Origin of the sequence: uncultured Shimia sp. (assembly GCF_947493595.1) — a bacterium.
Classification (GTDB): Bacteria; Pseudomonadota; Alphaproteobacteria; order Rhodobacterales; family Rhodobacteraceae; genus Shimia.
Genome location: NZ_CANLRL010000010.1, coordinates 25684 through 51797, shown reverse-complemented (window position 1 = coordinate 51797; position 26114 = coordinate 25684). Strand labels below are relative to the sequence as shown.

General features: G+C 57.7%; 31 protein-coding genes. 13 read left to right on the top strand and 18 right to left on the bottom strand.

What is annotated here, in order from left to right; genetic code table 11:
- Window positions 1-3 precede the first annotated feature (3 nt).
- A complete protein-coding gene (locus tag Q0955_RS18960) occupies window positions 4-447 on the bottom strand; it encodes a hypothetical protein (protein ID WP_299427783.1) in 444 nt (147 codons plus the stop codon).
- A gap of 125 nt (window positions 448-572) precedes the next feature.
- On the opposite strand from Q0955_RS18960, the gene topA reads away from it, so the two are divergent.
- The 3 genes from topA (at window position 573) to Q0955_RS18945 (ending at window position 4739) form a co-directional block, all read left to right on the top strand.
- Window positions 573-3179, top strand: coding sequence for a type I DNA topoisomerase (topA, locus tag Q0955_RS18955; RefSeq protein ID WP_299427780.1), 2607 nt, complete (start codon window positions 573-575; stop codon window positions 3177-3179).
- 205 nt (window positions 3180-3384) lie between these two features.
- Window positions 3385-4107 (top strand): CoA transferase subunit A, encoded by a 723-nt coding sequence (locus Q0955_RS18950; protein WP_299427777.1) that lies wholly within the window; start codon window positions 3385-3387, stop codon window positions 4105-4107.
- A 2-nt stretch (window positions 4108-4109) separates the two neighbouring features.
- On the top strand, window positions 4110-4739 hold the full coding sequence (locus Q0955_RS18945; protein WP_299427774.1) for a 3-oxoacid CoA-transferase subunit B: 630 nt from the start codon (window positions 4110-4112) through the stop codon (window positions 4737-4739).
- A 71-nt stretch (window positions 4740-4810) separates the two neighbouring features.
- Here Q0955_RS18945 and Q0955_RS18940 read toward each other — a convergent pair whose 3' ends face one another.
- Entirely contained in the window at window positions 4811-6250 is a 1440-nt protein-coding gene (locus Q0955_RS18940; protein WP_299427771.1) for an arylsulfatase, read from the bottom strand.
- A 260-nt stretch (window positions 6251-6510) separates the two neighbouring features.
- On the opposite strand from Q0955_RS18940, the gene Q0955_RS18935 reads away from it, so the two are divergent.
- Complete coding sequence (locus Q0955_RS18935) at window positions 6511-6756, top strand: hypothetical protein (RefSeq protein WP_299427768.1); 246 nt, start codon at window positions 6511-6513, stop codon at window positions 6754-6756.
- Between the two features lie 36 nt (window positions 6757-6792).
- On the opposite strand, the gene Q0955_RS18930 is transcribed toward Q0955_RS18935, so the two are convergent.
- A complete protein-coding gene (locus Q0955_RS18930) occupies window positions 6793-8262 on the bottom strand; it encodes an AMP-binding protein (RefSeq protein ID WP_299427765.1) in 1470 nt (489 codons plus the stop codon).
- Between the two features lie 162 nt (window positions 8263-8424).
- Between Q0955_RS18930 and Q0955_RS18925 the strand changes: the two genes are divergently transcribed.
- The 5 genes from Q0955_RS18925 (at window position 8425) to aat (ending at window position 12421) form a co-directional block, all read left to right on the top strand.
- Window positions 8425-9126, top strand: coding sequence for an ABC transporter substrate-binding protein (locus Q0955_RS18925; protein ID WP_299427762.1), 702 nt, complete (start codon window positions 8425-8427; stop codon window positions 9124-9126).
- A gap of 95 nt (window positions 9127-9221) precedes the next feature.
- Window positions 9222-9764 carry a LuxR C-terminal-related transcriptional regulator gene (locus tag Q0955_RS18920; RefSeq protein ID WP_299427759.1) on the top strand — a complete coding sequence of 181 codons (543 nt, stop codon included), beginning with the start codon at window positions 9222-9224 and terminating at the stop codon, window positions 9762-9764.
- Window positions 9765-9912: 148 nt separating this feature from the next.
- Window positions 9913-10413, top strand: coding sequence for an acetyl-CoA carboxylase biotin carboxyl carrier protein (gene accB, locus Q0955_RS18915; RefSeq protein WP_299427757.1), 501 nt, complete (start codon window positions 9913-9915; stop codon window positions 10411-10413).
- A gap of 9 nt (window positions 10414-10422) precedes the next feature.
- Window positions 10423-11775 carry an acetyl-CoA carboxylase biotin carboxylase subunit gene (gene accC, locus Q0955_RS18910; protein ID WP_299427755.1) on the top strand — a complete coding sequence of 451 codons (1353 nt, stop codon included), beginning with the start codon at window positions 10423-10425 and terminating at the stop codon, window positions 11773-11775.
- A gap of 19 nt (window positions 11776-11794) precedes the next feature.
- Window positions 11795-12421 carry a leucyl/phenylalanyl-tRNA--protein transferase gene (gene aat / locus Q0955_RS18905; RefSeq protein ID WP_299427752.1) on the top strand — a complete coding sequence of 209 codons (627 nt, stop codon included), beginning with the start codon at window positions 11795-11797 and terminating at the stop codon, window positions 12419-12421.
- Here aat and Q0955_RS18900 read toward each other — a convergent pair.
- The 11 genes from Q0955_RS18900 to Q0955_RS18850 form a co-directional block, all read right to left on the bottom strand.
- Window positions 12376-12873 carry a DUF2155 domain-containing protein gene (locus tag Q0955_RS18900; RefSeq protein WP_299427749.1) on the bottom strand — a complete coding sequence of 166 codons (498 nt, stop codon included), beginning with the start codon at window positions 12871-12873 and terminating at the stop codon, window positions 12376-12378. The two genes, aat and Q0955_RS18900, sit on opposite strands and share 46 nt — an antisense overlap.
- The gene (mlaD, locus tag Q0955_RS18895) at window positions 12866-13315 is read right to left on the bottom strand and encodes an outer membrane lipid asymmetry maintenance protein MlaD (RefSeq protein ID WP_299427746.1); all 450 of its coding nucleotides are present in this window, start codon (window positions 13313-13315) and stop codon (window positions 12866-12868) included. Before mlaD ends, Q0955_RS18900 begins: the two co-directional genes overlap by 8 nt.
- A gap of 5 nt (window positions 13316-13320) precedes the next feature.
- Entirely contained in the window at window positions 13321-13710 is a 390-nt protein-coding gene (locus tag Q0955_RS18890; RefSeq protein WP_299427743.1) for an NADH:ubiquinone oxidoreductase subunit NDUFA12, read from the bottom strand.
- An 85-nt stretch (window positions 13711-13795) separates the two neighbouring features.
- Window positions 13796-14692 (bottom strand): DMT family transporter, encoded by an 897-nt coding sequence (locus Q0955_RS18885; RefSeq protein ID WP_299427740.1) that lies wholly within the window; start codon window positions 14690-14692, stop codon window positions 13796-13798.
- A gap of 10 nt (window positions 14693-14702) precedes the next feature.
- Window positions 14703-15086: a RidA family protein gene (locus Q0955_RS18880; RefSeq protein WP_299427737.1), complete on the bottom strand. Its 384-nt coding sequence runs from the start codon at window positions 15084-15086 to the stop codon at window positions 14703-14705.
- Window positions 15087-15150: 64 nt separating this feature from the next.
- The gene (locus Q0955_RS18875; protein ID WP_299427734.1) at window positions 15151-15420 is read right to left on the bottom strand and encodes a glutaredoxin; all 270 of its coding nucleotides are present in this window, start codon (window positions 15418-15420) and stop codon (window positions 15151-15153) included.
- A 130-nt stretch (window positions 15421-15550) separates the two neighbouring features.
- Entirely contained in the window at window positions 15551-16069 is a 519-nt protein-coding gene (locus Q0955_RS18870) for a hypothetical protein (protein WP_299427731.1), read from the bottom strand.
- A 190-nt stretch (window positions 16070-16259) separates the two neighbouring features.
- Complete coding sequence (gene clpX / locus Q0955_RS18865) at window positions 16260-17525, bottom strand: ATP-dependent Clp protease ATP-binding subunit ClpX (protein ID WP_299427728.1); 1266 nt, start codon at window positions 17523-17525, stop codon at window positions 16260-16262.
- 134 nt (window positions 17526-17659) lie between these two features.
- Entirely contained in the window at window positions 17660-18292 is a 633-nt protein-coding gene (locus tag Q0955_RS18860; RefSeq protein WP_283426032.1) for an ATP-dependent Clp protease proteolytic subunit, read from the bottom strand.
- A 242-nt stretch (window positions 18293-18534) separates the two neighbouring features.
- Window positions 18535-18984 carry a hypothetical protein gene (locus Q0955_RS18855; RefSeq protein ID WP_299427721.1) on the bottom strand — a complete coding sequence of 150 codons (450 nt, stop codon included), beginning with the start codon at window positions 18982-18984 and terminating at the stop codon, window positions 18535-18537.
- Window positions 18985-19188: 204 nt separating this feature from the next.
- A complete protein-coding gene (locus Q0955_RS18850; protein ID WP_299427718.1) occupies window positions 19189-19497 on the bottom strand; it encodes a hypothetical protein in 309 nt (102 codons plus the stop codon).
- Window positions 19498-19647: 150 nt separating this feature from the next.
- On the opposite strand from Q0955_RS18850, the gene Q0955_RS18845 reads away from it, so the two are divergent.
- Window positions 19648-20607 carry a LysR family transcriptional regulator gene (locus Q0955_RS18845; protein ID WP_299427716.1) on the top strand — a complete coding sequence of 320 codons (960 nt, stop codon included), beginning with the start codon at window positions 19648-19650 and terminating at the stop codon, window positions 20605-20607.
- Window positions 20608-20621: 14 nt separating this feature from the next.
- Window positions 20622-21284 (top strand): DNA-3-methyladenine glycosylase I, encoded by a 663-nt coding sequence (locus tag Q0955_RS18840; RefSeq protein WP_299427713.1) that lies wholly within the window; start codon window positions 20622-20624, stop codon window positions 21282-21284.
- A 3-nt stretch (window positions 21285-21287) separates the two neighbouring features.
- On the opposite strand, the gene Q0955_RS18835 is transcribed toward Q0955_RS18840, so the two are convergent.
- Complete coding sequence (locus Q0955_RS18835; protein WP_299427710.1) at window positions 21288-21683, bottom strand: cytochrome c; 396 nt, start codon at window positions 21681-21683, stop codon at window positions 21288-21290.
- A gap of 145 nt (window positions 21684-21828) precedes the next feature.
- On the opposite strand from Q0955_RS18835, the gene Q0955_RS18830 reads away from it, so the two are divergent.
- Entirely contained in the window at window positions 21829-22368 is a 540-nt protein-coding gene (locus tag Q0955_RS18830; protein WP_299427707.1) for an N-acetyltransferase, read from the top strand.
- A 254-nt stretch (window positions 22369-22622) separates the two neighbouring features.
- Complete coding sequence (locus Q0955_RS18825; RefSeq protein ID WP_299427704.1) at window positions 22623-22829, top strand: cold-shock protein; 207 nt, start codon at window positions 22623-22625, stop codon at window positions 22827-22829.
- A gap of 83 nt (window positions 22830-22912) precedes the next feature.
- On the opposite strand, the gene Q0955_RS18820 is transcribed toward Q0955_RS18825, so the two are convergent.
- The 3 genes from Q0955_RS18820 to Q0955_RS18810 all read right to left on the bottom strand — a co-directional run bounded on the left by Q0955_RS18820 (window position 22913) and on the right by Q0955_RS18810 (window position 26100).
- On the bottom strand, window positions 22913-23947 hold the full coding sequence (locus Q0955_RS18820) for a glutathione S-transferase C-terminal domain-containing protein (RefSeq protein WP_299427701.1): 1035 nt from the start codon (window positions 23945-23947) through the stop codon (window positions 22913-22915).
- 190 nt (window positions 23948-24137) lie between these two features.
- The gene (locus tag Q0955_RS18815) at window positions 24138-24821 is read right to left on the bottom strand and encodes an ABC transporter ATP-binding protein (RefSeq protein ID WP_299427697.1); all 684 of its coding nucleotides are present in this window, start codon (window positions 24819-24821) and stop codon (window positions 24138-24140) included.
- Window positions 24814-26100, bottom strand: a complete 1287-nt coding sequence (locus Q0955_RS18810; RefSeq protein ID WP_299427694.1) for a lipoprotein-releasing ABC transporter permease subunit — start codon at window positions 26098-26100, stop codon at window positions 24814-24816. The genes Q0955_RS18815 and Q0955_RS18810 overlap by 8 nt, the downstream gene beginning before the upstream one ends.
- Between the last annotated feature and the right edge of the window lie 14 nt (window positions 26101-26114).

The window sequence follows — 26114 nt, the reverse complement described above, 5'->3', positions numbered from 1 at the left end:
AATTTAGTGGCACCACTCCGTCAGAACAGGCCCATACGCGGCACAATACTCCGGCGCGGCCCACCAGGCCTCGCTGGACGACAGAGTATACTCCACCGCCACCCAGACGTTGCCGGACTTCTGATACATCACATCAATGTAAGGTTCTTCCCATTCTTCAAAGTAGTCGCCGCCCATGCGCATCGAAATCGGCGTCGCGTTCAGCTCAATCTTTGCGCCGCCTGGGCGTTGCGCATAAAGCCGACCATAGCCTACGTCCCCCGCAACCCGCAGGTCTTTGACCACAAATTGCACCGGCGCGCCCAGCCGCCATTCCACAATTGGGCGGATCGCACTCATCATATCTTTACGCACCTGCGTGCCCCGCGCCGGCTCTTTCCAGCTTTGCGCAATCGCGCCACTTGCCGCTGTCACCATCAAAACCCCGGCCAAAATTAAATGCTTCATTCGTTAAATACTCCCTCTGTGTCGCGCACTCTGACACGTGAAATTCCGCTATGCATTGACAATCCCCCCTTTCGCCCCACATTTTTCGCCGCCATAAGGCTCGCGCCGAGTCGAGAGGAAAATGAATGCCAGTAGTTGTCGTAGAATCCCCAGCCAAAGCCAAAACAATTAATAAATACCTTGGCTCGGACTACACGGTATTGGCCTCTTATGGCCACATCCGGGACCTGCCCGCCAAAAATGGCTCGGTGGATCCGGACGAAGATTTTGCGATGACCTGGGAGATCGGCAATTCCTCTCGCCCCCACGTCAAAGCCATTGCGGATGCACTCAAAACCGACAACGAACTGATCCTCGCGACCGACCCCGATCGTGAAGGCGAAGCGATCAGCTGGCACCTCGAAGAAGCCCTGCGCAAACGCCGCGCCATCAAGAAAGACACCAATGTGTCGCGTGTGGTGTTCAACGCCATCACCAAAGCCGCAATCACCGAGGCAATGCAGAACCCACGCCAGGTAGACCAACCTTTGGTCGACGCCTATTTGGCCCGCCGTGCGCTCGACTACCTCGTTGGCTTCAACCTGTCTCCCGTGCTGTGGCGCAAACTGCCCGGCGCGCGCTCTGCAGGACGTGTGCAATCTGTATGCCTGCGCCTGATCGTGGAACGCGAAACCGAGATCGAGGCGTTTAACGCCCGCGAATACTGGTCCGTGAAAGCCCAGCTCTCCACCCCGCGCAACCAACAGTTTGAGGCCCGCCTCACTGTGCTGGGCGGCGAAAAGCTCGACAAGTTTTCACTGGAGAACTCCACTGCTGCAGAACTGGCCGTCCAAGCCATCCAAAGCCGCGATTTGTCGGTCGCCCGCGTCGAGGCCAAACCCGCGTCGCGCAACCCGTCCGCGCCGTTCATGACCTCAACCCTGCAGCAAGAAGCCAGCCGCAAGTTTGGCATGGGCGCGAAACACTGCATGAGCACTGCGCAGCGTCTCTATGAGGCGGGTTACATCACCTATATGCGAACCGATGGCATCGACATGGCGCCGGAAGCCGTAGACAGTGCGCGCGACGCCATCGAGGCGCTTTACGGCAAGGACTACGTACCGACCAAACCGCGGATATATAAGAATAAAGCCAAGAACGCGCAGGAAGCGCACGAATGTATCCGCCCGACGGATATGATGCGCAAACCGGCCGACCTGAAGGTGTCTGAGGACGATCAACGCAAGCTTTATGATCTGATCTGGAAACGCACCCTGGCCTGTCAAATGGAAGGCGCCCGCATGGAGCGCACCACCGTAGACATCGCCTCCAGCGACCAGCAAATCGAGCTGCGCGCCACCGGTCAGGTGGTGATGTTTGACGGCTTTATGCGCGTCTACGAAGAGGGTCGCGACGATCAGGTTGTGGATGATGAGGACGGCAAGCGCCTGCCACAAATCATGCAGGGTGAGGCCATGGCCAAAAACGCCGTCTCGCCGGAACAACACTTCACCCAGCCGCCGCCCCGCTACACCGAGGCCACCTTGGTGAAACGTATGGAAGAGCTTGGCATCGGTCGCCCCTCCACCTACGCGTCGGTGATCACAACTATCCAAGACCGCGACTACGTCCGCAAAGAGAAAAACCGCCTGTTCCCAGAGGACAAAGGCCGGATCGTGACAATCTTCCTGGTGAACTTCTTCCGCAAATATGTCGGCTATGAGTTCACCGCCAACCTCGAAGAAGAACTCGATGACGTCTCCGCAGGCGACCGCAACTATAAAAACGTGCTGTCGCGCTTCTGGAAAGACTTCCACGCCGCAATTGCCGAAACCAGCGACCTGCGCATTTCCGAAGTGCTCGACATCCTTGATGACGCGCTGGCACCGCAGCTTTATCCAGCCCGTGAAGACGGCACAGATCCGCGCGTCTGCCCCAAATGCGGCGCAGGCCAGCTGCACCTCAAAACCTCCCGCACCGGCGGCTTTGTTGGCTGCGGCAACTATCCGGAATGCAATTACACCCGCCCGATCTCCGGCGAGGGCGCAGAAGGCTACGAGAAGGTCCTGGGCGAGGACGATGGCGACGAAATTCACCTGAAATCCGGCCGCTTTGGCCCATACGTCCAGCGCGGCGAAGCCACACCAGAGAACAAAAAACCGCCTCGCTCCTCCCTGCCCAAACAGGGCAAAGAGTTCCTGCCGGGCTGGGGCCCTGAAGAAGTGACTTTGGAGCAGGCTGTGACCCTGCTGACCCTGCCGCGCGAAATTGGCATACACCCCGAAGGCGGCGCGATTGCCTCCAACCTGGGACGGTTTGGCCCCTACATCATGCACCAGCTGCCGGATGAGGAAAAACCGGTCTACGCCAATCTCAAAGAGACCTTGGATGTCTTCGAAATCGGCATGAACCGCGCGATGGAGATGATCACCGAGAAGCGCAATAACCCGGGCCGTGGTCGCCGCGCCGCTGCCAAAGCGCTGCGAGAGCTGGGTGAACACCCCGACGCCGGCGGCCCGGTCAACATCATGGACGGCCGCTATGGGCCTTATGTGAAATGGGAAAAAGTCAACGCCACGATCCCGAAAGAGGTCGATGTGAAAGACGTGACCATGGAGCAAGCCATGGAGTGGATCACCGAAAAAGCTGGTAAGAAACCGGCCAAGAAGAAAGCCGCCGCCAAGAAAAAACCGGCCGCCAAAAAGAAGGCCCCCGCCAAAAAGGCCGCTGCCAAGAAACCCAAAGAAGACTAACGATCAGGCCCCTCAGCGGGGCCTTTTCTTTGCCCTGGCTTCATTTGCCCTCAAATATCCCGGGGGTTTGGGGGCTGGCCCCCAATCCTTCCCCCACCACTACCCACAAACAACCGTAGTAATACCGGGCACCCCCAGCTGGCGTTGACTCATCCCGGCCCCGCCGTCACTACTCTCCTCAATTTCCGGATAAGGGGAGACATCCATGAAAAAGGTATATGCAAATGCCGCTGAGGCGCTGGACGGCGTTTTGCGCGACGGCATGTTCATTGCCTCAGGCGGCTTTGGCCTCTGCGGCATTCCCGAGCTTCTGCTCGACGCAATCAAAGACAGCGGGGTCAAAGATCTGACGTTTGCCTCCAACAACGCGGGCGTCGATGACTTCGGCATCGGCATCCTGTTGCAGACCAAACAGGTCAAAAAAATGATCAGCTCCTACGTGGGTGAAAACGCAGAATTCATGCGCCAGTACCTCTCCGGGGAGCTGGAGCTGGAATTCAACCCACAGGGCACTCTGGCGGAGCGCATGCGCGCAGGTGGCGCGGGCATCCCGGGCTTCTTCACCAAAACCGGCGTGGGCACCGTGATTGCCGAAGGCAAGCTGGAAAAGCAGTTCCCCACCGGCCCGGATGGCGCCATGGAAGACTACATCATGGAAGAGGGCATGTTTGCCGATCTTGCCATTGTGAAAGCCTGGAAAGCGGATGAAACCGGCAACCTCGTGTTCCGCAAAACCGCCCGCAACTTCAACGCTCCTGCGGCCACCTGCGGCAAGATCTGCATTGTGGAAGTTGAAGAGATCGTGCCCACCGGCTCGCTTGATCCCGACAGCATCCACCTGCCCGGCATCTACGTGCACCGCATCATTCAGGGTGATCACGAAAAACGTATCGAACAGCGCACCGTGCGCCCGCGTGAGGAGGCATAATCATGGCTTGGGATCGCAATCAAATGGCGGCACGCGCCGCACAGGAACTGCAAGACGGCTGGTATGTGAACCTCGGCATCGGCATCCCGACGCTGGTCTCCAACCACATCCCCGAAGGCGTCGAAGTCACGCTGCAATCGGAAAACGGCATGCTCGGCATGGGCCCGTTCCCGATCGAGGGTGAAGAAGACGCCGACCTGATCAACGCTGGCAAGCAGACCATCACCGAGCTGCCACAGACCGCGTATTTTGACTCTGCACAGTCTTTCGCGATGATCCGCGGCGGCAAAATCGCCATGGCCATCTTGGGCGCCATGGAAGTGGCTGAGAACGGTGATCTGGCCAACTGGATGATCCCCGGCAAGCTTGTCAAAGGTATGGGCGGCGCGATGGATCTAGTGGCCGGTGTCGGCCGCGTGGTGGTTGTGATGGATCACGCCAACAAACACGGCGTCTCCAAAGTGCTGAAAGAATGCACCCTGCCCCTGACCGGCAAAGGTGTGGTTGACCGCATCATCACCAATCTGGGTGTGCTGGACGTGGTCGAGGGCGGCTTGCGAATCGTGGAATGTGCCGACGGCGTGAGCGAGGACGAACTGCGCGCCGCAACCGAGGCGACCATCGTCACCTAAGCGCGAAGTAAACGCGATATTGGAAAGCCCCGTCAAATTTGACGGGGCTTTTTCATTCTTAGACTAAAACCTCACTCCACCGGCGGCACATAAGGATCAGGCGTCCCCGGCGGGATCGGCGGATACGTCTGGAACGACGCCGCATGTTCATACAGCTGCGGGATCGCCTTCTCGGCCACCCAAGTATAGGGGAACAGCACGTTCTCCCGCTCATGCGGATCATTCAGCAGGTTATAGACCCGCGGCGTGTCATAGGTCTCTGTCGGTCCAAACACGCCGGAATTCTCCTTGAACATCACCTTCCAGTCGTTCCACTTCACGCCGAACACCTGCTCGCCCATGTAGACAATCACCCCTTCGCGGTTGGAGTTCTCCTGCTCACCAAGAAACAACTGAGACTGATCAATGCCATCAAAGGCGCGATCAGTCGGTACCTTGCCCCCAGCAAACGTCGCTAACGTCGGAAACAGGTCCATTGAATGCACCACACCATTGTTGACCGAGCCTGCCGGAATACGATCCGGCCAGCGCACCGCAAACGGAACCCGCAAACTGCCCTCTAGGCTGGTAAACAACGTCCCGCGCCAAGGACCGGCGCTGCCTTGAACCGCTGGCGTCGGCGAGACGTTTGAACTCCCGACCTGCAATGCCTCCGGGCCGTTATCCGCCGTGAAGATCACAATCGTGTTGTCGGCCACGCCAGCTTCTTCCAGCGCCTGCGTCACGCGCCCCAAATAAGTGTCTACCTGCAACAGAATATCCGCCCAGACACCGTTGCCAGTCGCGCCTGTGAACTCCGGATGCGCGATGTTGGGGTAATGCGTCTGCGTATAGGCAAGGTAGATGAAAAACGGGTTTTCCTCCCCCGATTTACGGTTGATGAAATCGATCGCCTTCTCGGTCAGGTCGCCGTCAATCAGCCCGCGGTATTCAAGGTCATAAGGCCGCGCAACGGTGGCAGCTTCTCCCGTTACCCCCTGCATCACCACATTGTCTTCCATATCGGCTTCGGCATACCCCGTGAGCGTCGGCCAAACCGTCACATCGGTGGTTTCAACGGCATAAAACTCATCAAAACCCTGACTTGACGGATAGCGCCCTTCGGACCAGCCAAGATGCCATTTGCCATACATCGCCGTGTCGTAACCCACGTCCTTCAGCATCTCCGCCATGGTCACTTCCCATTGGGTCAGCCCATAGACTCCGCCGCCAAGCGGAACAGTGTGATTGCCACTGCGGATACCATAGCGCCCCGTCATGGTCGCCGCGCGCGAGGGGGTACATTGTGCTTCCACATTAAAATTGGTCAGCCGCAACCCTTCCGCCGCCAAAGCGTCCATCTCCGGCGTTGGTGTGCCGCGAATGACGCCACCGCCATTAAAACCCGGCTCGCCCCAGCCAAAATTGTCGAGGAAAATGAACACGATATTGGGTTGTTCTTGTGCATGTCCGGTTGTGGTGCTCGCAAGAGAGAGAAAGGCCGCGCCCAGCAAAGAGGAAAATGTCTTCATGCCTAAGCTCCTAAAAAATGAAGCCCCATAGTAGCGGTAAGCAACCCCGTCCGGTCAACCCGAGGTTCGCCCGCGCTTCTCCGCAACCTCACCCCCGCTTGTCGCAAAACTGTTACAAGCGCCGTGCTATCCAGAAGTCAGACATGAGACAGATACGAATAAACAGGTTGATGTGATGCAGAGGGGTTGGACAGCTCTGACCCTGCATCGGCAACCGACACGTCTCCTGTCTGTTTTTCCCCAACACACGGATACAATTTATGCTGAGCTACAGCGCGGATACCGGTTGGGTATTCGAACCTTTTCAATGCGCCTTGATTGTCGCCTTCATCGCCTTTTCGGTGTATCGCAACCGCGTTCGCCGAAAATCCTTGCGCCAACGAGAAGACGGTCTCTACGTCTGGGTGGAATGGCACGGGGGCGAACGCAGTTCTGACACGGACCCATCCGAGCCTGGCGGGTTATGGGACAGCGAGGCAGATGGAGACGGCGACGGAGGCGATTGATCGGCCTCTTTTTTTGCCTGCTGCAAGGCGCCCAGCTTACTCCCCCAACATCCCGCGCAATTCTGTCTTCAACACCTTCCCATAGTTGTTCTTCGGCAGGCGCTCCACCTGCACATAGTCCTTTGGCCGCTTGAACCGCGCCATCTCCGCCAAACAATGCGCCTCCAACGCCGCCACATCCAGCGGACCGTCACAGACCACAAAGGCCACCACATCCTCGCCCCACTCCGGGTGCGGCCTGCCCACCACAGACACTTCCACCACTGACGGGTGCGTCAACAGCACCTCTTCCACCTCACGCGGATAAATATTGGTCCCCCCGGAAATGATCAGGTCTTTGCTGCGATCCTTCAGCGTTAGGTACCCCGCCGCATCCAACACGCCCATGTCGCCGGTGTGCAGCCACCGGTCTTTCAACGCCGCCGCAGAGGCCGCCGCGTTGCGCCAATACCCCGGCATCACCGCATCCCCACGCGCTAGGATTTCTCCAACCTCGCCTGCAGGCAATAGCCCCTCAGGTCCGCCAATCGCCAGTTCCACCACCGATTGCGCCCGACCAACCGAGGGCAACACAGCCTCGTCGCCTTTCGCCACCTCATCTTTGGTCAGCGCTGTGATGCACATCGGGCATTCGCCTTGTCCGTAAATTTGCGCAAACACCGGCCCAAAGTGCGCCACAGCCGCACGGATGTCCTCCACATACATCGGTCCGCCACCATATACGACGGTGCGCAGCCCAGCCCCATCGGCGCCCATCGCCTTGGCCACCTGCGTCATGCGTTTCACCATTGTGGGTGCGGCAAACATATGCACCCGCCCAAAATGCGCGGCGAGATCAAAAATCTCCGCCTCGTCAAAACCACCACTCTTCGGCACCACATGCCGTGCGCCCTTGAGCACATGCATGACGTTATAAAGCCCGGCTCCATGGCTCATCGGCGCCGCATAAAGCGCCGTATCCTCAGCGGTCACTTGATCCACATCGGCAAAATAGCTCATCGCCATGGCCACAATCATGCGATGGGTGATCATCACGCCTTTGGGTCGTCCCGTGGTGCCGGAGGTGTAAAACAGCCAACAAAGATCATCTGGGTCCCGAGCCACAATCTCTCTGTCATAACCGCGAGTATCCGGCACGGTGGCACAAACCACATCGCAGACCTCGGAGAGCACCGTCTCAAAACGCGCAGACACAAAACACAGCCGTGCCTCAGCATCCTGCAAAATCCACGCCGCCTCTTTGGGGTGCAGCTTGGCGTTGATCGGCACCGCCACCGCCCCGGCGGCCCAAATGCCGTATAGCGCAATCAGATACTCAGGGCCGTTTTTCATAAACACCCCAACCCGATCACCAGCTTGAACACCTTGTGTATCCAACCACTGCACCACCCCCAGCGCGCGGCTCAGAAACCCGCCATAGGTCTCTACACAGCGCTGCCCGTCAAAAATCGCCTCCCGCTCCGGCGCGCGCTGCTCCGCGCGCACCAACCATGTCGCAATATTCATCGCTGTCCTCCCTCTCCCAACCTCAGCAAGCCGCAAGACCGCCCACGCTGCAATCCCGTAAAACCACCAGTCCTTGCCCCACCCAAAAGGTAACGGCTTTTTAGCACTCTCATGCTCAGGTGACGCCAGAACTTAAATGCTCATTCAATTTTTGGAGTCACCATGCAAAAATCCACGCTTTTTGCCGCCGCCCTTGCGGCCCTCGCCACCACAGCATCGGCCGAAACTGTCAAACTGACCACGCTGGAATGGCCCCCATATGTGAACGCTGACGGCTCCGGCACGTCGACGGACGCGGTCACCGCCGCCTTTGCCGCCGCAGGGGAGGAGGTTGTAGCCGAAGTCTTCCCATGGAACCGCGCCGTCAACCTTGCCGCCAAAGATCCAAACTACCTTGGCCTTTACCCGGAATATTATGACGCCGGTGCCGACGTCGAAAAAGGTGGCGACCGCTGCGTTTACTCCGCCCCATTTGGCACCTCTCCAGTAGGATTCATCCACCGTAAAGACAACGCGTTCAGCTGGTCCTCCCATGACGATCTGGGCAACTACCGCATCGGCGTGGTCGAAGGCTACATCAACGAAGCCCGCTTTGACGCCATGGTCGCTGATGGCTCCCTCAAGGTGGACGCAGGCCCAACCGATGCCTCCAACGTGGAAAAAGTCGCCGCTGGCCGCATGGACGCCGCCGTGATTGACCGCAACGTGTTTGAGCACATGCTCGCCACCGAGCCACGGCTGGCAAAACACGCCGACGCACTGGTGTTCCACGAAACTCCTTTGGCAAACCACAACCTGCTGGTCTGCTTCGAAAACTCAGACGCAGGCCGCGCCGCCCGTGACCGCTTCAATTCCGGCCTTTAAGCCGCAGGAGAAGACTAAGAACGGCGCGTCCCAATGGCGCGCCGTTTACCTTTGCGCCTTCCCCTTTGGGCGTGCCTGTGCCATCACTGCGCCCCATGGAACTGAACGCTCTTGCCTTTGATCACGCCCCCGTCGGACTCTGCATCCTTGAAAACCGGATCATCCAACGGGTGAACCTGCGTTTTGGCGAAATGTTTTCTATCGCACCGGAAGAGTGCGCCAACCGCTCCATTGCCGACTTCTACGCCTCTGACGAAGATTTCCAGAAACTTGGCGAGAAAGTCTATTCCACACTTGGCGGCACCGGGCGGTATAGTGACGAACGAGTGATGCAACGCATGGATGGCACATTGTTCTGGTGTCGCGTCCGAGGCCAGTCGACCTCCCCCGAGAATCCATTTCAAAAAAGCGTCTGGTCTTTTGCCGACCTGTCTGAAGACCGGCCTGTGGTGGAACTCACACAACGCGAACGCGAAGTGGCAATCTTGACCTGTCGCGGCATGACCTCCAAAGAAATTGGTCTCGAGCTGGAGCTGTCTTACCGCACGGTCGAAGAATACCGCGCGCGGCTCTTGCGCAAGTTTGGCGCCCGCAAATTGGCGGAACTGGTTGCCAAATTGTCCGGAATGCCGCTCTAAGCCCGATTCAGGGCTGGAAACTGCGTCCATTTCCCCCCATCTGAACCCCAGTTCAGCTTTCCTAGGGGCAGCTTTTTCTCTATAAGCGCCGCAGGGGAAACCAATAAGACTCAACAGCGCATAAGCGCGTAGGGGATAGAAACGTAAAATGAGCAAACAAAATCACGATTCTGATGTGGCCTTCATCTCTGCTTTGGCAGAGCTGCTGCGGGAAAATGACCTGACCGAGCTGGAAGTGATGCGCGAGTATGGCGAAGACGACAGCCTGAACGTGCGTGTCAGCCGCCAGACACAAGTGGTTGCCGCAGCCGCACCGGTGGCCGTGGCTGCCCCCGCCGCCGCACCCGTCGCAGCCGCACCGGCCGCAGCTCCCGCTGCCGCGCCAGCCGCCTCTGAGGACGATCCTGCGAGCCACCCGGGCGCCGTCACCTCGCCAATGGTGGGCACCGTGTATCTCGCACCTGAGCCAGGCGCGCCAGCCTTTGCCGCCGTGGGCCAGACCGTGTCCGAAGGCGACACCCTGCTGATCGTGGAAGCCATGAAAACCATGAACCACATCCCGGCACCAAAATCCGGCACCGTGAAACGCATCCTGGTGGGTGACGGCGACACAGTAGAATACGGCGCACCGCTGGCAATCATCGAATAAGGCGTTCACATGTTTGATAAAATCCTGATCGCAAACCGCGGAGAGATCGCCCTGCGCGTGATCCGTGCGTGCCGCGAAATGGGCATCAAGTCGGTTGCGGTGCACTCCACCGCTGATGCTGACGCAATGCACGTTCGCATGGCAGATGAGGCCATCTGCATCGGCCCCGCTCCGGGCACCGAAAGCTATCTGAACATGGCGGCGATCATCGCCGCCTGCGAAGTCACCGGCGCTCAGGCGATCCATCCGGGCTATGGCTTCTTGTCGGAAAACGCCAACTTCGTACAGATCATCGAAGACCACGGTTTGACCTTCATCGGCCCAACTGCGGAACACATCCGCACGATGGGTGATAAGATCACGGCCAAAGACACCATGAAGGCGCTTGGCGTACCTTGCGTACCTGGCTCCGAAGGTGGTGTGCCAGATGTCGACGCTGCGCTGAAAATCGGCGAGGAATTTGGCTACCCGGTAATCATCAAAGCCACCGCAGGTGGCGGCGGCAAAGGCATGAAAGTTGCCAACAACGCCGAAGAGATGAAATCGGCGTTCCAGACCGCACGTGCGGAAGGCAAGGCCAACTTCGGCAACGATGAGGTCTACATCGAGAAGTACCTCACCACCCCACGCCACATCGAGATTCAGGTCTTTGGTGACGGCAAAGGCAAAGCGGTGCACCTTGGTGAACGTGATTGCTCCTTGCAGCGGCGTCACCAGAAGGTGTTTGAGGAGGCCCCCGGCCCCTGCATCACCCCTGAAGAGCGTGCGGCAATCGGCAAAACCTGTGCGGATGCGGTTGCCAAAATCAACTACATCGGCGCGGGCACCATCGAGTTCCTCTATGAAAACGGCGAGTTCTATTTCATCGAAATGAACACCCGTCTTCAGGTGGAACACCCTGTGACCGAAGCCATTTTTGGCGTCGATCTGGTGCGTGAGCAAATCCTTGTGGCGGCTGGCGAAGCCATGACCTTTGGTCAGGATGACCTGGAGATCAATGGCCACTCCATTGAGGTCCGTATCAACGCTGAGCGTCTGCCAAACTTTGCGCCATGCCCCGGCAAGATCACCGCGTATCACGCGCCTGGTGGCCTTGGGGTCCGGATGGATTCAGCGCTATATCAAGGCTATTCAATCCCGCCTTATTACGACAGCCTGATTGGCAAGCTGATCGTGCACGGTCGCGATCGCCCCGAAGCACTGGCGCGCCTGAACCGCGCTCTGGGAGAGATGATTGTGGATGGCATCGACACCACCACACCACTGTTCCACGCCCTGCTTCAGGAAAAAGACATCCACACCGGTGAGTACAATATTCACTGGCTGGAGAAATGGCTCGACGCCAATATGGCCGAAGGCTGATACCCTATGGGCGCGCATCATGAGTGAGGTCACACCAGACCTTTTGATGCGCGCCTATGGCATGGGTGTTTTCCCCATGTCCGAAAACCGCGATGATCCGGACATTTTCTGGGTCGACCCGATCCGCCGCGGCATCTTCCCCCTCGACAGTTTCCACATCTCCCGCAGCCTCGCCAAACGCATCCGGCGTGGTGGTTACACGGTCTCGCTCAACGCGAACTTCGAGGGTGTTTTAGAAGGCTGCGCGGACCGTGAGGAAACCTGGATCAACGCGCAGATTCATGCACTTTACATGGCGCTGCACGCGCGCGGAGAGGCCCACTCATTGGAAGTCTGGGATCGCGATGAATTGGTGGGGGGCGTCTACGGCGTGACCCTTGGCGGGGCCTTCTTTGGCGAGAGCATGTTCTCCCGCAGAACCGATGCGTCCAAAATGGCCCTGGCCTATCTGATCGAACATCTGCGCCGCTGTGGATTCACGTTATTTGACACACAGTTTGTGACCGATCACCTGATCTCACTAGGGGCGATCGAAATCCCCCGTGCGGATTATCACAAGATGCTGACATGGGCGCTTCGGCATGACGCCGACATCACGACTCACTCGTTGCCGTCGCCCTCAGAGGTGCTCTCTGCGTCTGCCTGAGCCAAGCCCGTGCAGCGCAGCACCCAAACGTCATAGCGGGCATGATCCAGCGCACTTAAGGCTGGCGAAGAGGCCACCATCCAGCCCTGGAAAACATTGGCGCCCGTGCCCTGATCTTCATAGACCGAAATAAACGCAAACGCGTCGCCATTTGGGTTTTCACTCGGATGACGGCATTGCGCCATATCCACACGCAGCGTGCCAAACTTCACTGAATAGCCGTTGTCGAGCTCAAAGTCCGCCACCTGCCCGGTCAGCTTGTCCAGCCCCCGCAACAATGCGCCCTTGCCCACCGTGGCAGCCACCACGCTCTCGCTTTTGACATCGCCTAGCGGAATATCCAGCGTCTCATATTTGAGCGGCTCAATCTCCAGCATCTCGATCTGAATCTCTTGCGCCTGCGCCATCACCGGCAGCAGCAGCGCCGCCGCTGTCACACCAAACTTATTCATCGTCACCACCGCTCACAAACTTCAGAAGCAGAGAAATCAGGCTCACAGAGCTTTGCGTGTCCTCGATCTCATCTCCGGCTTCAAAGTTAAACGGCGATCCACCCGGCAGAATTTCCACAAAGTTACCGCCCAGAAGACCTTCAGAAGACACCACCACAGCACTGTCATCCGGCAACGCAATGCCGTCCAGCACGCTGAACGTGGTCAAAGCACGAAAGGTCTGTGGATCAAGTTGGATGTCGGTCACGGTGCCAATTTTCACACCGGCCAACCGCACATCCGTGCCTACGCTCACCCCCTCAATCGAGCGGAAAGACGCATTTAACCCATAGCCGCCACTGCCCTGCCCAACACTGGCATACTGCGCGCTATAAAGCAGGAAACCGGCAGCTGCGGCAACCACAGCAGCGCCAACAAAAGTCTCTGTACGAACCGCAGACATCAGGTTTACTCGGGGCTCCAGGCCTCATAATCAGACCGTTCCACCGGCGCCTTACCATGGGCACGGATGGTGCCCGCAGGCGCATAGGCCAGCGCGGTCCCGGTCACGTTTTCCTGATGTGGAATTTCCCATTCCTTGTGCTTCAGCGGCTTCTGGCTCGGCACTTCGTCAAACGTCCGATGCAGCCAGCCATGCCAATCGGCACTCACGCGGCTTGCTTCCACTTCGCCGTTGAACATCACCCAACGCTTGGAATCATTTTCGGTGCGGTAGTAGACGTTGCCTTGCTCGTCTTCGCCCATTTTCACGCCTTTGCGCGCCGTAAACAGCTTGGTGTTCAGCGTACCGCCGTTCCACCAGGTCAAAACATTGTTGATTGTGCTCAAAATGCCCATGGGAGTCTCCGCAAATTCTTCCCTCATATGGACTATTTGACCACAAAGGTCCAGTGGCGGAACCGCGCACATAGGTTGAATGCTATCACCTTTTGGCAGCAGCCCGCCCACGCACCATGATCACAAGGCCTGAGAGTACAATCAAGGCGCTGCCAATCAGCATCCAGCTGTCCAACTGCTCGCCAAACACCACCACGCCAAGGGCCACGCCAAACAACAGGCGCGAGTAACGGAACGGCGTCACCGCTGACACCTCGCCCGTCCGCATCGCCCGCATCAACGCGCTATAGGCAAACACGCCACAGGCCACCGCCCCCACCACAGACAGCAGTGCCATCGGCGGCGGCGTGTGAAACGGCACCTGCTCCCAGATCGCGCCGTATGCCGCGCCCGCCACCACAATGGCCAGAAACCCATAAAGGCCCAAAACCGCCGTGCTCAGGCTCGCAGGCGCGGCCCGGCTCGCCAGATCGCGTCCGGCAAAACCCAACATGCCCGCAACGGCCAGAAGCGACAGCCAGCTAAAACTGTCCCCACCGGGTCGCACAATCAGCACCACGCCTGCCAGACCTATCACAATCGCCAACCAGCGCCGCCAGCCCACCTGCTCGCCGAGCACCAGCGCGGCAAAAGCCACCACCACCAAAGGTGTGGCCTGTAAGATCACGGTGGTCGAACTGAGCGGCGTAAGTGCCAGTGACAGCGTGAAGAACAACCGCCCCACAATCTCAAACACCACCCGCACCTGCATCGGGCGCGACACCACCTCTTTCGGTGCCAAAGGCTGCGATTTGGCGCGCAACCACAGCGCAAAAACCATCGCGCCGCCCGCGCCAAACAGCACCATCACCTGTGCAATCGGCAAGCTTTGCGCCGCCGCCTTGAGGAAAGCGTCCTCCACGGCAAACCCCGCCATGGCCGCAACCATGAACACAGCGCCAAGCCGATTGGCCGCGCGGTCGGTGGCAATATGTGCTGTCATTTTGGTGCCTTTACTTAGAAACCCGCGCGGTCACTTCGATCTCAATCTTCATCGCGTCTTCCATAAGATTGGCAATGATCATTGTCGCCGCCGGTTTGGCCTTGGCAAACACGTCACTGGTCACGGGCCAGCATTTCTCAAAGTCGTCGCCATTGGGCAGAATGTAGTTGACCCGCACCACATCATCGAGACTGCTGCCTGCTTCTTCCAGCGCCTTGCCAATGGTGGTGAGCGTGTTGCGACATTGCGCGGCCACATCCTCAGGCAGGGTCATGGTTGCGTAATCATAGCCCGTTGTTCCGGCCACAAAGACCCAGCCATCGGCTACAACCGCGCGGGAATACCCGATTTTTTCTTCAAACGGCGATCCGGTGGAGATGTGACGTACAGACATTGGCAGGCTCCTTGATGTGAGGTGCCCAAGACATCCTCCGGTGGTGCGGCGGTGTCAATGCGGCTTAGCGTTTCCAAAACCGTTTTGACGGTTTCTTCTGCCCCTTCAGATGCTTTCGCAGCTCAGTGAAGCCACCAATCTTTACGCCATCAATGAACACAAGCGGCGTGGTGGTCACGTGATGCTTGTCTTTGAAGACATCCGTCTCATGCCGCGTGCGCAGCACATGCTCGTCAATCTCAAACCCATGGCTCTGCAACAACTGCAGCGCAGCCGTGCCGTAGCCGCAGGTGTAGTTCGGCAAATCCATCCGATAGAGAGTCGCTTTGGGCATGACAGGCTTCCTTTTGATTTCAGAGGGATATGAAAGCCGCGCAGCGGAGCCGCAAGAGACGCCCGATCACATTGGCGTGGACTCCTCGAAATCGCCCTGCCGCAGCCACGCCTGTCCGCGCCATGCGGCGCTATCGACCACTTTTCAAGCCATCCGCCATCGACGCATAAGAGCGCCTAAGGTCGTCAACCGTCGGCACTGGCTGCATCACCCCGTCCGGCGTATTGATCCCGGCAGAAAGCACAATGGTGTTGATGAAATCAAAGATGCCGCAGACCTCCACAACTTCGTAGAGTGCGTTTGTGCTCCATCCTGCCTGCATGGCCGCTTCGTGAGCGCTCGCAATCTCTTCACGGTTCTTTTCGTGCAGGCTCCGCACATAGGTCAAGAGCGGCAGCAAACGTTTGTTTGTCTCTTCCAGCGGCCCAGAAAAGACCTCCGCGAACAGAGAATGATTAAACACGCAGTACGGCGTTGCGTTCAATTGTGAGACATAGGCGGCAATAGCCTCCCGCTCGCCCCGAGACAACTCTCCGACAGCGCACATAATGTCATCAAGTAGCCGAAGCAGCGCCTCTGAGTTGCGCGGGAACATCTTCAGCACGTCTGATAGACCCGCATCAGACTGGAGACCTGTAAAGTTCGGCATTTTCAATCACCCCGCCTGCGAAACGCCCGACTGTTCATCAGCGCGGACCTACACCCTGGCAGGGTAACGCCGGACAACGGTTTTGTCAGCTTTGACACACGGTCGCTCCATAAAGCTCCCCGACAAGGTCAAACAAAAAAGGCGCCCCACCGGGATGCCTTCCTAATCTCTCTCAGTCTGTCGCCAGACCTCAGCCCGCCTCAGCCGGCTCTTTCTCGGCTTCACCGTGGATCATCAACGGCGCCGCCTGACCGGTGGCCGCTTCCTCATTCACCACAACCTCGGTCACGCTGTCCTGACCCGGCAGCTCAAACATGGTGTTGAGCAGGATCTCTTCCAGAATGGAGCGCAGACCGCGGGCACCGGTTTTCCGTTCAATCGCACGGTTGGCAATCGCCTTCAGCGCGTCATCGGTAAACGTCAACTGCGTGTCTTCCAGCTCAAACAGACGCTGATACTGTTTCACCAGCGCGTTTTTCGGCTGTGTCAGGATGATCACCAAGGCATCCGCGTCTAGATCTTCCAGCGTTGCCAGAACCGGCAGACGGCCGACAAATTCCGGGATCAGACCAAATTTCAGCAGATCTTCCGGCTCCAGGTCCTGGAAGATCTCGCCCACGCCGCGCTCGTCATTGTCACGCACATCCGCGCCAAAGCCCATTGCAGAGCCTTTGCCGCGCTGCGCAATGATCTTATCCAGACCGGCAAACGCGCCGCCACAGACAAACAGGATGTTGGTGGTGTCGACCTGCAGGAATTCCTGCTGCGGATGTTTCCGGCCACCTTGCGGCGGCACGGAGGCCACGGTGCCTTCCATCAGCTTCAAGAGCGCTTGCTGCACACCTTCGCCCGACACGTCACGGGTGATGGACGGGTTCTCGGACTTGCGGGTGATCTTATCAACTTCGTCGATATAGACGATGCCACGCTGCGCGCGCTCTACGTTGTACTCAGACGCCTGCAGCAGCTTGAGGATGATGTTCTCCACATCCTCACCCACATAACCGGCCTCGGTCAGCGTGGTTGCATCCGCCATGGTGAACGGCACATCCAAAATCCGCGCCAGGGTTTGCGCCAACAAAGTCTTACCGCAACCGGTTGGGCCAATCAGCAGGATGTTGGATTTCGCCAGCTCAATATCGCCGGTTTTGGCCGCGTGGTTCAGACGTTTGTAGTGGTTGTGCACCGCCACAGACAGCACGCGTTTCGCGGTGGCCTGACCAATCACATAGTCGTCCAGCACGTCGCAAATTTCACGGGGTGTTGGCACGCCTTCAGAAGACTTCAGCCCGCTGGCCTTGGTCTCTTCGCGGATGATGTCCATGCACAACTCAACGCATTCATCACAGATAAATACCGTTGGGCCCGCAATCAGCTTGCGCACCTCGTGCTGGCTCTTTCCGCAGAAGCTGCAGTAAAGCGTGTTCTTGCTGTCACCACCGGACGTGTTCGACATGTCGTACCTTTCAGGCCAAATCTTGCCCCCATTTGGAGAGGGCTACCCACGTTTCATCCAGCTTAGGCCAGCGTCAAAGTGGGCACAATGCGAAAGTGCCCGACAGCGTCTTTGCGCCACCGGGCACCCAATAGTTAGCTTTCTTCGTCGTCACCTTTGGCGCGGTTTTCGACAATCTCGTCGATCAAACCCCACTCTTTGGCGTCTTCTGCGGACATAAAGTTGTCGCGCTCAAGCCCCTGCTCTACCTCTTCATAGGTGCGGCCGGTGTGCTTGACGTAAATCTCATTCAAACGCCGCTTCAGCTTCAGCGTTTCTTCGGCGTGGATCATGATGTCCGTCGCCTGCCCCTGATACCCACCGGACGGCTGGTGCACCATCACGCGGGAGTTAGGCAGGGAGAAGCGCATACCCGCCTCACCCGCTGTCAACAGCAACGAGCCCATCGAGGCCGCTTGACCAATCACCAGCGTGCTCACCTTCGGCTTGATGTACTGCATGGTGTCATAGATCGACAGACCGGATGTCACCACGCCACCAGGGCTGTTGATGTACATGCTGATCTCTTTGGACGGGTTTTCCGCCTCAAGGTGCAAAAGCTGCGCCACGATCAGACTGGACATGCCGTCATGCACCGGACCGTTGAGGAAAATGATGCGCTCTTTGAGCAGACGCGAGAAAATATCATACGCGCGTTCGCCGCGGCTGGTCTGTTCGACAACCATGGGCACAAGGGTATTCATATAGGTTTCAAAAGGGTCGTTCATATCGCCTGCCTGTTGATCGCTCTGCGGCCCGCCCGTCGGACCCTACCAAGAGAGTCTTAGTCATGGGTTTGAGGGGCTGCAAGGCCACCTAAGGTTTTTTGAGTTAAGGGGAGGTAAAGATGGGGGACTTGGGGGCGTAAATGTGCGTGGCTCCCCAATTGCCAAATCTCCGATTTGGCAGCGCCCCATTGGCCGACAGGGGCTTGCGCGACTGCACTATTTTCAACACAAGCAGCGCATTGTCAGTACGCGAAGTATTTACATGCACTTGTTGCAGGATCAAACGCGATCCAAACATAGTTTTGAGTGGCTTCCTCGGTCAGGATAACCGGCTTAGCCAAGGCCCGCCCAATTGCTCCCATCACATCCAGAACGACATCTAAATCCTGCTGCGACTTGATTTCCTTAGGATCCACATCGATTTCAATCTCGTCGACCGTAAAAAAGTGGCATTGAAAGGTAATGCCTTTTGCCAACATCTCGAGTCGATAGTGATGCTCATTGCATCTCTCAAATATCGCCGCAGGAACCTCTATTTCCGGAGAAGGGTCTCCGTCGCAAAAGAGCGTCATTTCATACTTCGAAAACGCTGCGAACAATCGGTTCCAATCATCCTCGGTAGTGTTGCGAACATAAATGTCCCGTAATGACCCGTCGGCACGAAACGCGTCTTTGCAATCGCTCCATTTCATATGGCCACGCCTTTCACGGGTCTCTTTGACTGGACAAAACCGGAGCAATTTGTGTTTTCCCAACATCTACGCGCTCTTCGTACGCAGAACATACGACCGTGGTGATTGACTTCCAATCACTGAGTTGACGGCATCCCAAACAGAAGGGTTTTCACTGCAAGCTCCCGGTAGGCGAACCGCCCCCAACGCCCTGCAAGACAGCCATCAAACCCGCTCTTCCGCAACCGCCTTCACAGCACCTTGCCTTGGTCGAACCAACGCCACACGAGCGTCATCCAACTCCACGCTGTTCATCTTTTCTACAAGTTGAATGCACGCGTCCTGAAAGGACAAAAATTCCAAGCGGCGTTCTTGCTGACTCTCGGCATTGGAAGCGCGTTCCAGTGCCCTTTGCGCAATTTCAGCCAACAAGAACGCCCGCTCCAGAAGCTGTTTTTTGGTTTCTCGCATCGCGATACTCGCTACTTGATCACAACCAATATGACCCAGTTCTCCATTAGGGAGAAAACCCACCAAACCACTCGCTTAACATTGGCCAATTCCGGCTTCGCTTCGCGCATTCTTAACGCCAAACACTCCGGTAAAATCGGGCGTAACTCATTGTATAACAACAAAATTACTCCAAACCAAACTCTTCTGAAGCACCTTTAAAACTAAATCGTCTTGCGCACTTCAACAACTTCAATAAATACTCAAAATATAAGCAAAAAAAGAACACGTTACATGAAGCGAAACCTTCCTCCGCTCAACGCACTAAAAGCCTTCGAAGCCACGGCACGGCATTCGAGCTTTTCCAAAGCTGGGGAAGAACTGAGCGTGACCCACACGTCGGTCGCACGCCATGTACGTAACTTGGAAGCCTGGCTGAAGGCGCCGCTGGTTCTCAAATCCGGACGCAACATCACGCTCACAGATTTGGGCAAAGCCTACCACGCCGAGGTTGAGCGTATCCTCAGCAACTTGGAGCAAGTAACCGATCGCCTTGTGGCCAGCGTTTCCAAGACTGTGAGACTGAGTGTAGAGCCGTTTTTTGCGCATCAGTGGTTGGATCAAAAGCTGGCTGAGATGTCAGACGCCACATCAAATGCACATTTCGAGCTCTCTGCCGAGCACAGTGCAGATGTGGTTGACCTGGACAACAGCGAGTTTGACTTGGCGGTGCGGTTTGTCTCCACTCCAAACCAAACCAAAGACATGCATATCTTTAGTCAGGAAACCATGTACCCCTATGTCTCCAGCTCCCTCGTGGCAGCAGACGACAGCCCGCAAAAGAAACTCGAGGCGCTCTTCGCATCAGATCTCATGTATTCCTATCGAAAGGAAAGATGGGCACAGTGGTTTGGAGCGGCAAAGATAACGCCACCGTCTCCGCCTAAGTACTACTGGCAAACAGACTTTCGGCTGGGCATGTTATCGGTGTTGACCGGCAAGGCTGCCATGATTGTCACACCGAGCATTGTTCAGGAGGAGCTAAAGGGTGGCCTGCTTTGCAAGGTGAGCGAGGTTGGCATTGACACCGGTGGCTTTGCTTTACTTGTATCAAAACGCTCAGAAAACCGACCTGCCGTGCAAAAAGCGCTGGCGTTTCTCAAACCACTGCTTGCATCTTACACTGTCAAATAACAGGACCCACCACCATGCGCCCCTTCGACGACCTCTTTGCCATTTCTGCCGAGCGCAAAGGCGGCTCCGACGCACTCGAAGCACAGCTCACCAAGCCCAAATCCGCCGAAGAACTCGCACAAATCCCCGAGGACCGCTGGCTGGCGCAATTCACCAAAGGTGTCTTTCAGGCAGGTTTCAATTGGCAGGTCATCGAAAACAAATGGGACGGCTTTGAGGCCGCTTTTCACGGTTTTGACGTGGACCGCTGTGCCTTCATGCATGACGAGGACATGGACCGCCTGATGTCCAACACCGACATCGTGCGCAACGGGCCGAAAATCCGCACCGTTCTGGAAAACGCCCACTTCATCCAATCCCTGCGTGAAGACGGCGGTGCAGGCAAAGTGCTTGGTGGTTGGGCCAGCACCGACTACGTCACCCAATTGGAATTCATGAAAAAAGGCGGCTCCCGCATTGGCGGTGCCACCGGTCAGTATGCCTTGCGGTTCTTGGGCAAAGACAGCTTTATCCTGTCTCGTGACGTGGTTGCCCGCCTGATCGCCGAAGGCATCATCGACAAGCAACCCACCTCCAAAGGCGCGATGAAAAAGGTGCAAGAGGCGTTTAACATCTGGATGGACCAATCCGGCCGCAGCCTGACCGAGATCAGCCGCGTGCTCGCCATGAGCCTCTAGGCGCTACTGCTGCACGCTCTGCAAAAAGGCCACCAACTCCACCACCGGCTGCGAGGTCATGATCGGCTGCCCGGTCGGCGTCTTGAGCGCCACATCCACACCTTCAAAGAAATCGCCATACACCGGCATCGGGCTGCCATGGCTCACCAGCGGATCCCGCCCATCAATGCGCTTGATCACCCGCACCAAGGGAAACTCCCCGCTATTGCCACTGCTCAAGGTCAACAGGTTGTCCGGTTTGATCATCAGGACCCCCGCCATCGGTCCGTTGCCATCCATATCAATGCCGTGGCAGGTCGCGCAGTGCGTCCGATACAGCGCCGCGCCCTCTTCCACATTCTCCGCAAATCCGGCGCCCGCCATCAAAGTGACCGCCAGCGCACACAGTTCCGTCTTCATCACACCGTCCTCCTCTGCTAAAGCGGACCTTCGGCCCGCTCTGCTCGCCCCCACACAGCTCAGTCTGCCACAGCACGCCCCGCCCCGCCTTGATCCCGATCATAGCGCGTGACACAACCGGTCCGTGCCGCCAGGAGAGCCCGCCATGATCTACGCCGAAGACCTCACGCCCAAAACTGAAGAGATCATCAAGCTCTTTGCCGACACTTTCACCGCCTCCGAGGGGGAGACCGAAGGCACGCTCATTGGCGCCATGGTGGATCAGATGCTGCAGGACCGCCAAACCGACGGCTCCCGCGTTTTTACCGCCACCGATAGCGGCACTCTTGTGGGATCGGTTCTGTTCTCGCCCCTGCGCTATGCAGAGGATGCGCGCACCGTGGTCCTGCTTTCCCCTATGGCGGTTGCCACGGATCGCCATGGCGAAGGCATTGGCCAAGCCCTGATCACCCACGCGCTGACCGTCCTGCGCGATGACGGCATAGATGTTGCCATAACCTACGGCAGCCCGGACTATTATGGCAAAACCGGTTTCTCACCGATCACGGAAGACATCGCCGCTGCACCGTTGCCGCTCAGCTTCCCGCACGGCTGGATTGCGCAATCCCTGACCTCAGCGGCCCTTACCCCACTGCAAGGGAACCCCACCTGTGTCGCGGCTCTGAACAATCCGGACCTCTGGTAGGCCTGCATTGGCAATCGCTTAGGCAAACCCAGGACACGCCGTTTTCCGCCGCCCGCCGGCCGCTTGGGCATCTTCCTGACAATTGTTTTGAAGCTTTCCCTTGTATCGCCGCACAAGCACTCCTATGTAGCGCTCGCAAACGTTTTTCTATTTCGACCACTGTCTCCCTTCAAACGGCGCTCAGTCTCTCGATACAGACCGACCTCGCCACACTGCCGCAATCATGCGGGCAGATTTTTTAAGGAGATTACGGCATGGCTACTGGCACCGTAAAATGGTTCAACACAACTAAAGGCTTCGGCTTCATCGCACCAGACGGCGGCAGCAAAGATGTGTTTGTACACATTTCCGCAGTTGAGCGTTCCGGCCTGACTGGCCTGGCTGACAACCAGAAAGTGACCTTCGACATCGAAGCAGGTCGCGACGGTCGTGAGTCCGCGATCAACCTCGCACTGGCATAAGCCAAGCGACTTAGACATTTGAAACGCGGCTCCTTTTGGGGCCGCGTTTTGCGTTGATAAGGCTGCCGATTGCCCGCGCCACCCTACGAAGGGCTTTGATCCGCCAGTTCCGGATGCAGATACGCCTCGGGATAGCCCATAGGCCGCAGTGGCCCCAAGGGCACAACCCCATTCCAGGACCGGCCAAAATACCCCTGCCGACAATGCAGCAACGACCCTGCCGCCGCCACGCCCTCCATCGCATAAACGCGACACAGCCAGCGCCACAGGTGCGGGTAGTCCAAAATCCGCGCACCATTCAACTTCATGCGCACATAGTACACCGGATCATGCCGGTAGAGCGTCGGGAACAACCGCAAGTCTGCCTCGCTAAACGCGGCGCCGCAGAGAAACGGCCGTCCGTCCGACAAAAGGGTCTCAAGGTCGTCCAATGCCCTGAAATAGACCTCAAAAGCCTGCGCATAGACGTTTTGGTCAGATGAAAACCCGGCCTTATAGGCGCCATTGTTGATCGCCACATAAACCCGCTCATTGAGCGCTTCTACGGTAGCCAACTCCTTGGTCGCCTCCGGCACCAACCGCACCCGCGATCCGTTTGGTATGGCGCTTCCAAGCGCTGCAGCGTGCCGGTCCAACATGCGCAGGATCTCGGCGCTCTCATTGTTCACAATCCGCCCAGCCACTTTGTCATACAGGATCGGCACCGACTGCTCCTCTGCCCCCTCCCGCTGATAAATCTCCTTGGCCAAACGCAGCCCCAACCCCGTCCCGGTCTCGCGCGTACACTCTGCCAAAGTCTCCCCCGTCAGCGTCGCAACCCGGCTTGGATCAAACTCCCAAAGGTTTGGCCCCGCCGGATCATCCTCTCCGGTGCGGTTGGGAAAGGCCACATCCAAGGTGATGCTGCTTTCAAGGCCAAGCACAGCCCGCGCCAAAGTCACCCGATGACACCACGGACAATTTAGCGCCACAAACAGATGATAGCGTCCCGGCTCCGGCGGAAAATCGGGATCGCCAATCGCTTGGCGAAACCCGCTCACACCGCGCACAAACTCTCCCTTGGCGCGGCGCTCTGCGGCCCGCGTTTGATCTTCTTGAACAGATGTCTCTTTTGTCATCGGGACAGCTTGCCGGACTGGGCGGTAGATGCAACCGCTTTGCCAACCCCGCAACGCCTGCGCACTTTGTTGTTACTTTTGGCCGCCCCACAAAAAGGTCACCTCCGCAAAACAGCCGCGATACCGATGTCATGCCGACGCGGATTTAAGGTGTTTTTGCTGCCTTAACCAATCGCGCAACGGCATGGCGTCAGCCGTCCACCAATACCCCGTTTTCGAGCCGCACCACACGGTCCATCCGCGCCGCCAGCTCCATATTGTGGGTCGCCACCAACGCCGCCAACCCGGTCTCCCGCACTAACGTCATGAGCGCGTCAAACACCTGATCGCTGGTTGCGGGATCAAGGTTGCCTGTCGGCTCATCTGCCAACAAAATCCGTGGCTTATTGGCCAGCGCCCGGCAAAACGCCACCCGCTGCTGCTCGCCGCCAGACAGTTCGGCTGGACGGTGTTTCGCACGATGCGCCACACCAACAGTTTCCAAAAGCTCTTTGCCGCGCTTTTCAGCATCGGATTTGCTCACGCCATTGGCCATTTGCGGCAAGGCAATATTCTCTAACGCACTGAATTCCGGCAACAAATGGTGGAATTGATAGACAAAGCCAATGTCCTCCCGCCGCGCTCTGGTGCGCCGCCGATCCGACTTTCCGCTCAAGGATTTGCCGTCGATTTCAACGGACCCGCTGTCCGCTTCATCCAACAATCCCGCGATGTGCAAAAGCGTCGATTTGCCTGCTCCCGATGGCGCCACAAGCGCCACCAGCTCGCCCGGCTTTAGGGCCAATTCCGCGCCACTCAGCACGCAGATCTCATTGGCTAAGCCTTTGTTATAAAACTTCTCTACGCCCTCAAGCGTCAACACAACATCATTCATAGCGCAGCGCCTCCACAGGGTTCATCCGTGCAGCCCGGCGCGCCGGAAAGATCGTCACCACAAAGGCCAGACCAAGCGACAGGCTCATTGCAGAGACCACATCGCCAACTTCCAACTTGGCGGGCAGACGATAAATCCCCCGGATCGAAGGGTCCCAGGCCTCACCGCCTAAGAGTACGTTTACAAAGGAAAAAATCGGATCGATATACAGCGCAAAAAGGCACCCCAGTGCCACACCAAACACCGTGCCCAACACGCCGGTAAACGCCCCGCAGATGAAAAACACCCGCAGCACCGAGCCCTCGGTCAGCCCCATGGTGCGTAGAATTCCAATGTCACGCCCCTTGTTTTTCACCAGCATAATCAATCCACTAACGATGTTCATCGTGGCGATCAGCACTAGAATGGAGAGGATCACAAACATCACATTGTCTTCCACCTCCAACGCGTTCAGAAATCCGCCCGACGCCTGCTTCCAGGTCCACACCAAGGCTCGGTCGCCAGCAGCCATCATCAACGGCACAGCCAGCGCCTCCACCTTCTCTGGCTCCGCGACCATCACCTCAATTTCATCGGCCACTCCATCGCGGTCAAAGAACAGCTGCGCTTCGGTGAACGGTAGATAAACCCGTGTGCGATCAATGTCATAGCGCCCAGCGCTGAAGATGTAGACCACCTCATAACTGCTGATCCGAGGCGAGGTGCCAAAGGCGGTTTTCACCCCATTGGGCGAGATCAATTTGATGCGATCCCCCACCCGTGCGCCCAACTCTCGCGCCACGCCAGAACCAATCGCAATGCCTTCGTTGTAGCGCGCGATGTCGCCATCACTGGTGGTCGGGTCGGCAATCCGAGGCAGCTCCGCCAAATCGTCCGCCCGCATGCCAAAGACTTCCACGCCCGCATTACGGTTGCGCAGGTTGCCCATGACCTGCCCTTTTACCAAGGGCGCCGCCCGTGTCACCCCCGGCACGTCACGCAGTTTTGCGGCCACGGTGTCAAAGTCCTTAATGGTCCGGTCAATTGCACCGGTTTCGGAAATTTCACCGCTTTGATAAACACTTACATGGGCATTGGCACCCAAGATGGTGCCAACAAATTCGGAGCGAAACCCGGCTCGCACGGCCAAGGTGGCGATTAAGGCAAACACCGCCAAGGTGATGCCAATCAGGCTGATCCAGGTCATCGTGCTGACCCCACCTTCGGCTTTGCGCGCGCGCAAATACCGCCAGGCGATCATCCATTCAAAACGGGAAAAAGGGGCTGTGCGACCTGCCATAACTGCTCCGGTTC

Coding starts and splice junctions, on each gene's coding strand:
- Q0955_RS18960 (WP_299427783.1), bottom strand. CDS start 447: ATGAAGCATTTAATTTTGGCCGGGGTTTTGATGGTGACAGCGGCAAGT.
- topA (WP_299427780.1), top strand. CDS start 573: ATGCCAGTAGTTGTCGTAGAATCCCCAGCCAAAGCCAAAACAATTAAT.
- Q0955_RS18950 (WP_299427777.1), top strand. CDS start 3,385: ATGAAAAAGGTATATGCAAATGCCGCTGAGGCGCTGGACGGCGTTTTG.
- Q0955_RS18945 (WP_299427774.1), top strand. CDS start 4,110: ATGGCTTGGGATCGCAATCAAATGGCGGCACGCGCCGCACAGGAACTG.
- Q0955_RS18940 (WP_299427771.1), bottom strand. CDS start 6,250: ATGAAGACATTTTCCTCTTTGCTGGGCGCGGCCTTTCTCTCTCTTGCG.
- Q0955_RS18935 (WP_299427768.1), top strand. CDS start 6,511: ATGCTGAGCTACAGCGCGGATACCGGTTGGGTATTCGAACCTTTTCAA.
- Q0955_RS18930 (WP_299427765.1), bottom strand. CDS start 8,262: ATGAATATTGCGACATGGTTGGTGCGCGCGGAGCAGCGCGCGCCGGAG.
- Q0955_RS18925 (WP_299427762.1), top strand. CDS start 8,425: ATGCAAAAATCCACGCTTTTTGCCGCCGCCCTTGCGGCCCTCGCCACC.
- Q0955_RS18920 (WP_299427759.1), top strand. CDS start 9,222: ATGGAACTGAACGCTCTTGCCTTTGATCACGCCCCCGTCGGACTCTGC.
- accB (WP_299427757.1), top strand. CDS start 9,913: ATGAGCAAACAAAATCACGATTCTGATGTGGCCTTCATCTCTGCTTTG.
- accC (WP_299427755.1), top strand. CDS start 10,423: ATGTTTGATAAAATCCTGATCGCAAACCGCGGAGAGATCGCCCTGCGC.
- aat (WP_299427752.1), top strand. CDS start 11,795: ATGAGTGAGGTCACACCAGACCTTTTGATGCGCGCCTATGGCATGGGT.
- Q0955_RS18900 (WP_299427749.1), bottom strand. CDS start 12,873: ATGAATAAGTTTGGTGTGACAGCGGCGGCGCTGCTGCTGCCGGTGATG.
- mlaD (WP_299427746.1), bottom strand. CDS start 13,315: ATGTCTGCGGTTCGTACAGAGACTTTTGTTGGCGCTGCTGTGGTTGCC.
- Q0955_RS18890 (WP_299427743.1), bottom strand. CDS start 13,710: ATGGGCATTTTGAGCACAATCAACAATGTTTTGACCTGGTGGAACGGC.
- Q0955_RS18885 (WP_299427740.1), bottom strand. CDS start 14,692: ATGACAGCACATATTGCCACCGACCGCGCGGCCAATCGGCTTGGCGCT.
- Q0955_RS18880 (WP_299427737.1), bottom strand. CDS start 15,086: ATGTCTGTACGTCACATCTCCACCGGATCGCCGTTTGAAGAAAAAATC.
- Q0955_RS18875 (WP_299427734.1), bottom strand. CDS start 15,420: ATGCCCAAAGCGACTCTCTATCGGATGGATTTGCCGAACTACACCTGC.
- Q0955_RS18870 (WP_299427731.1), bottom strand. CDS start 16,069: ATGCCGAACTTTACAGGTCTCCAGTCTGATGCGGGTCTATCAGACGTG.
- clpX (WP_299427728.1), bottom strand. CDS start 17,525: ATGTCGAACACGTCCGGTGGTGACAGCAAGAACACGCTTTACTGCAGC.
- Q0955_RS18860 (WP_283426032.1), bottom strand. CDS start 18,292: ATGAACGACCCTTTTGAAACCTATATGAATACCCTTGTGCCCATGGTT.
- Q0955_RS18855 (WP_299427721.1), bottom strand. CDS start 18,984: ATGAAATGGAGCGATTGCAAAGACGCGTTTCGTGCCGACGGGTCATTA.
- Q0955_RS18840 (WP_299427713.1), top strand. CDS start 20,622: ATGCGCCCCTTCGACGACCTCTTTGCCATTTCTGCCGAGCGCAAAGGC.
- Q0955_RS18835 (WP_299427710.1), bottom strand. CDS start 21,683: ATGAAGACGGAACTGTGTGCGCTGGCGGTCACTTTGATGGCGGGCGCC.
- Q0955_RS18830 (WP_299427707.1), top strand. CDS start 21,829: ATGATCTACGCCGAAGACCTCACGCCCAAAACTGAAGAGATCATCAAG.
- Q0955_RS18825 (WP_299427704.1), top strand. CDS start 22,623: ATGGCTACTGGCACCGTAAAATGGTTCAACACAACTAAAGGCTTCGGC.
- Q0955_RS18820 (WP_299427701.1), bottom strand. CDS start 23,947: ATGACAAAAGAGACATCTGTTCAAGAAGATCAAACGCGGGCCGCAGAG.
- Q0955_RS18815 (WP_299427697.1), bottom strand. CDS start 24,821: ATGAATGATGTTGTGTTGACGCTTGAGGGCGTAGAGAAGTTTTATAAC.
- Q0955_RS18810 (WP_299427694.1), bottom strand. CDS start 26,100: ATGGCAGGTCGCACAGCCCCTTTTTCCCGTTTTGAATGGATGATCGCC.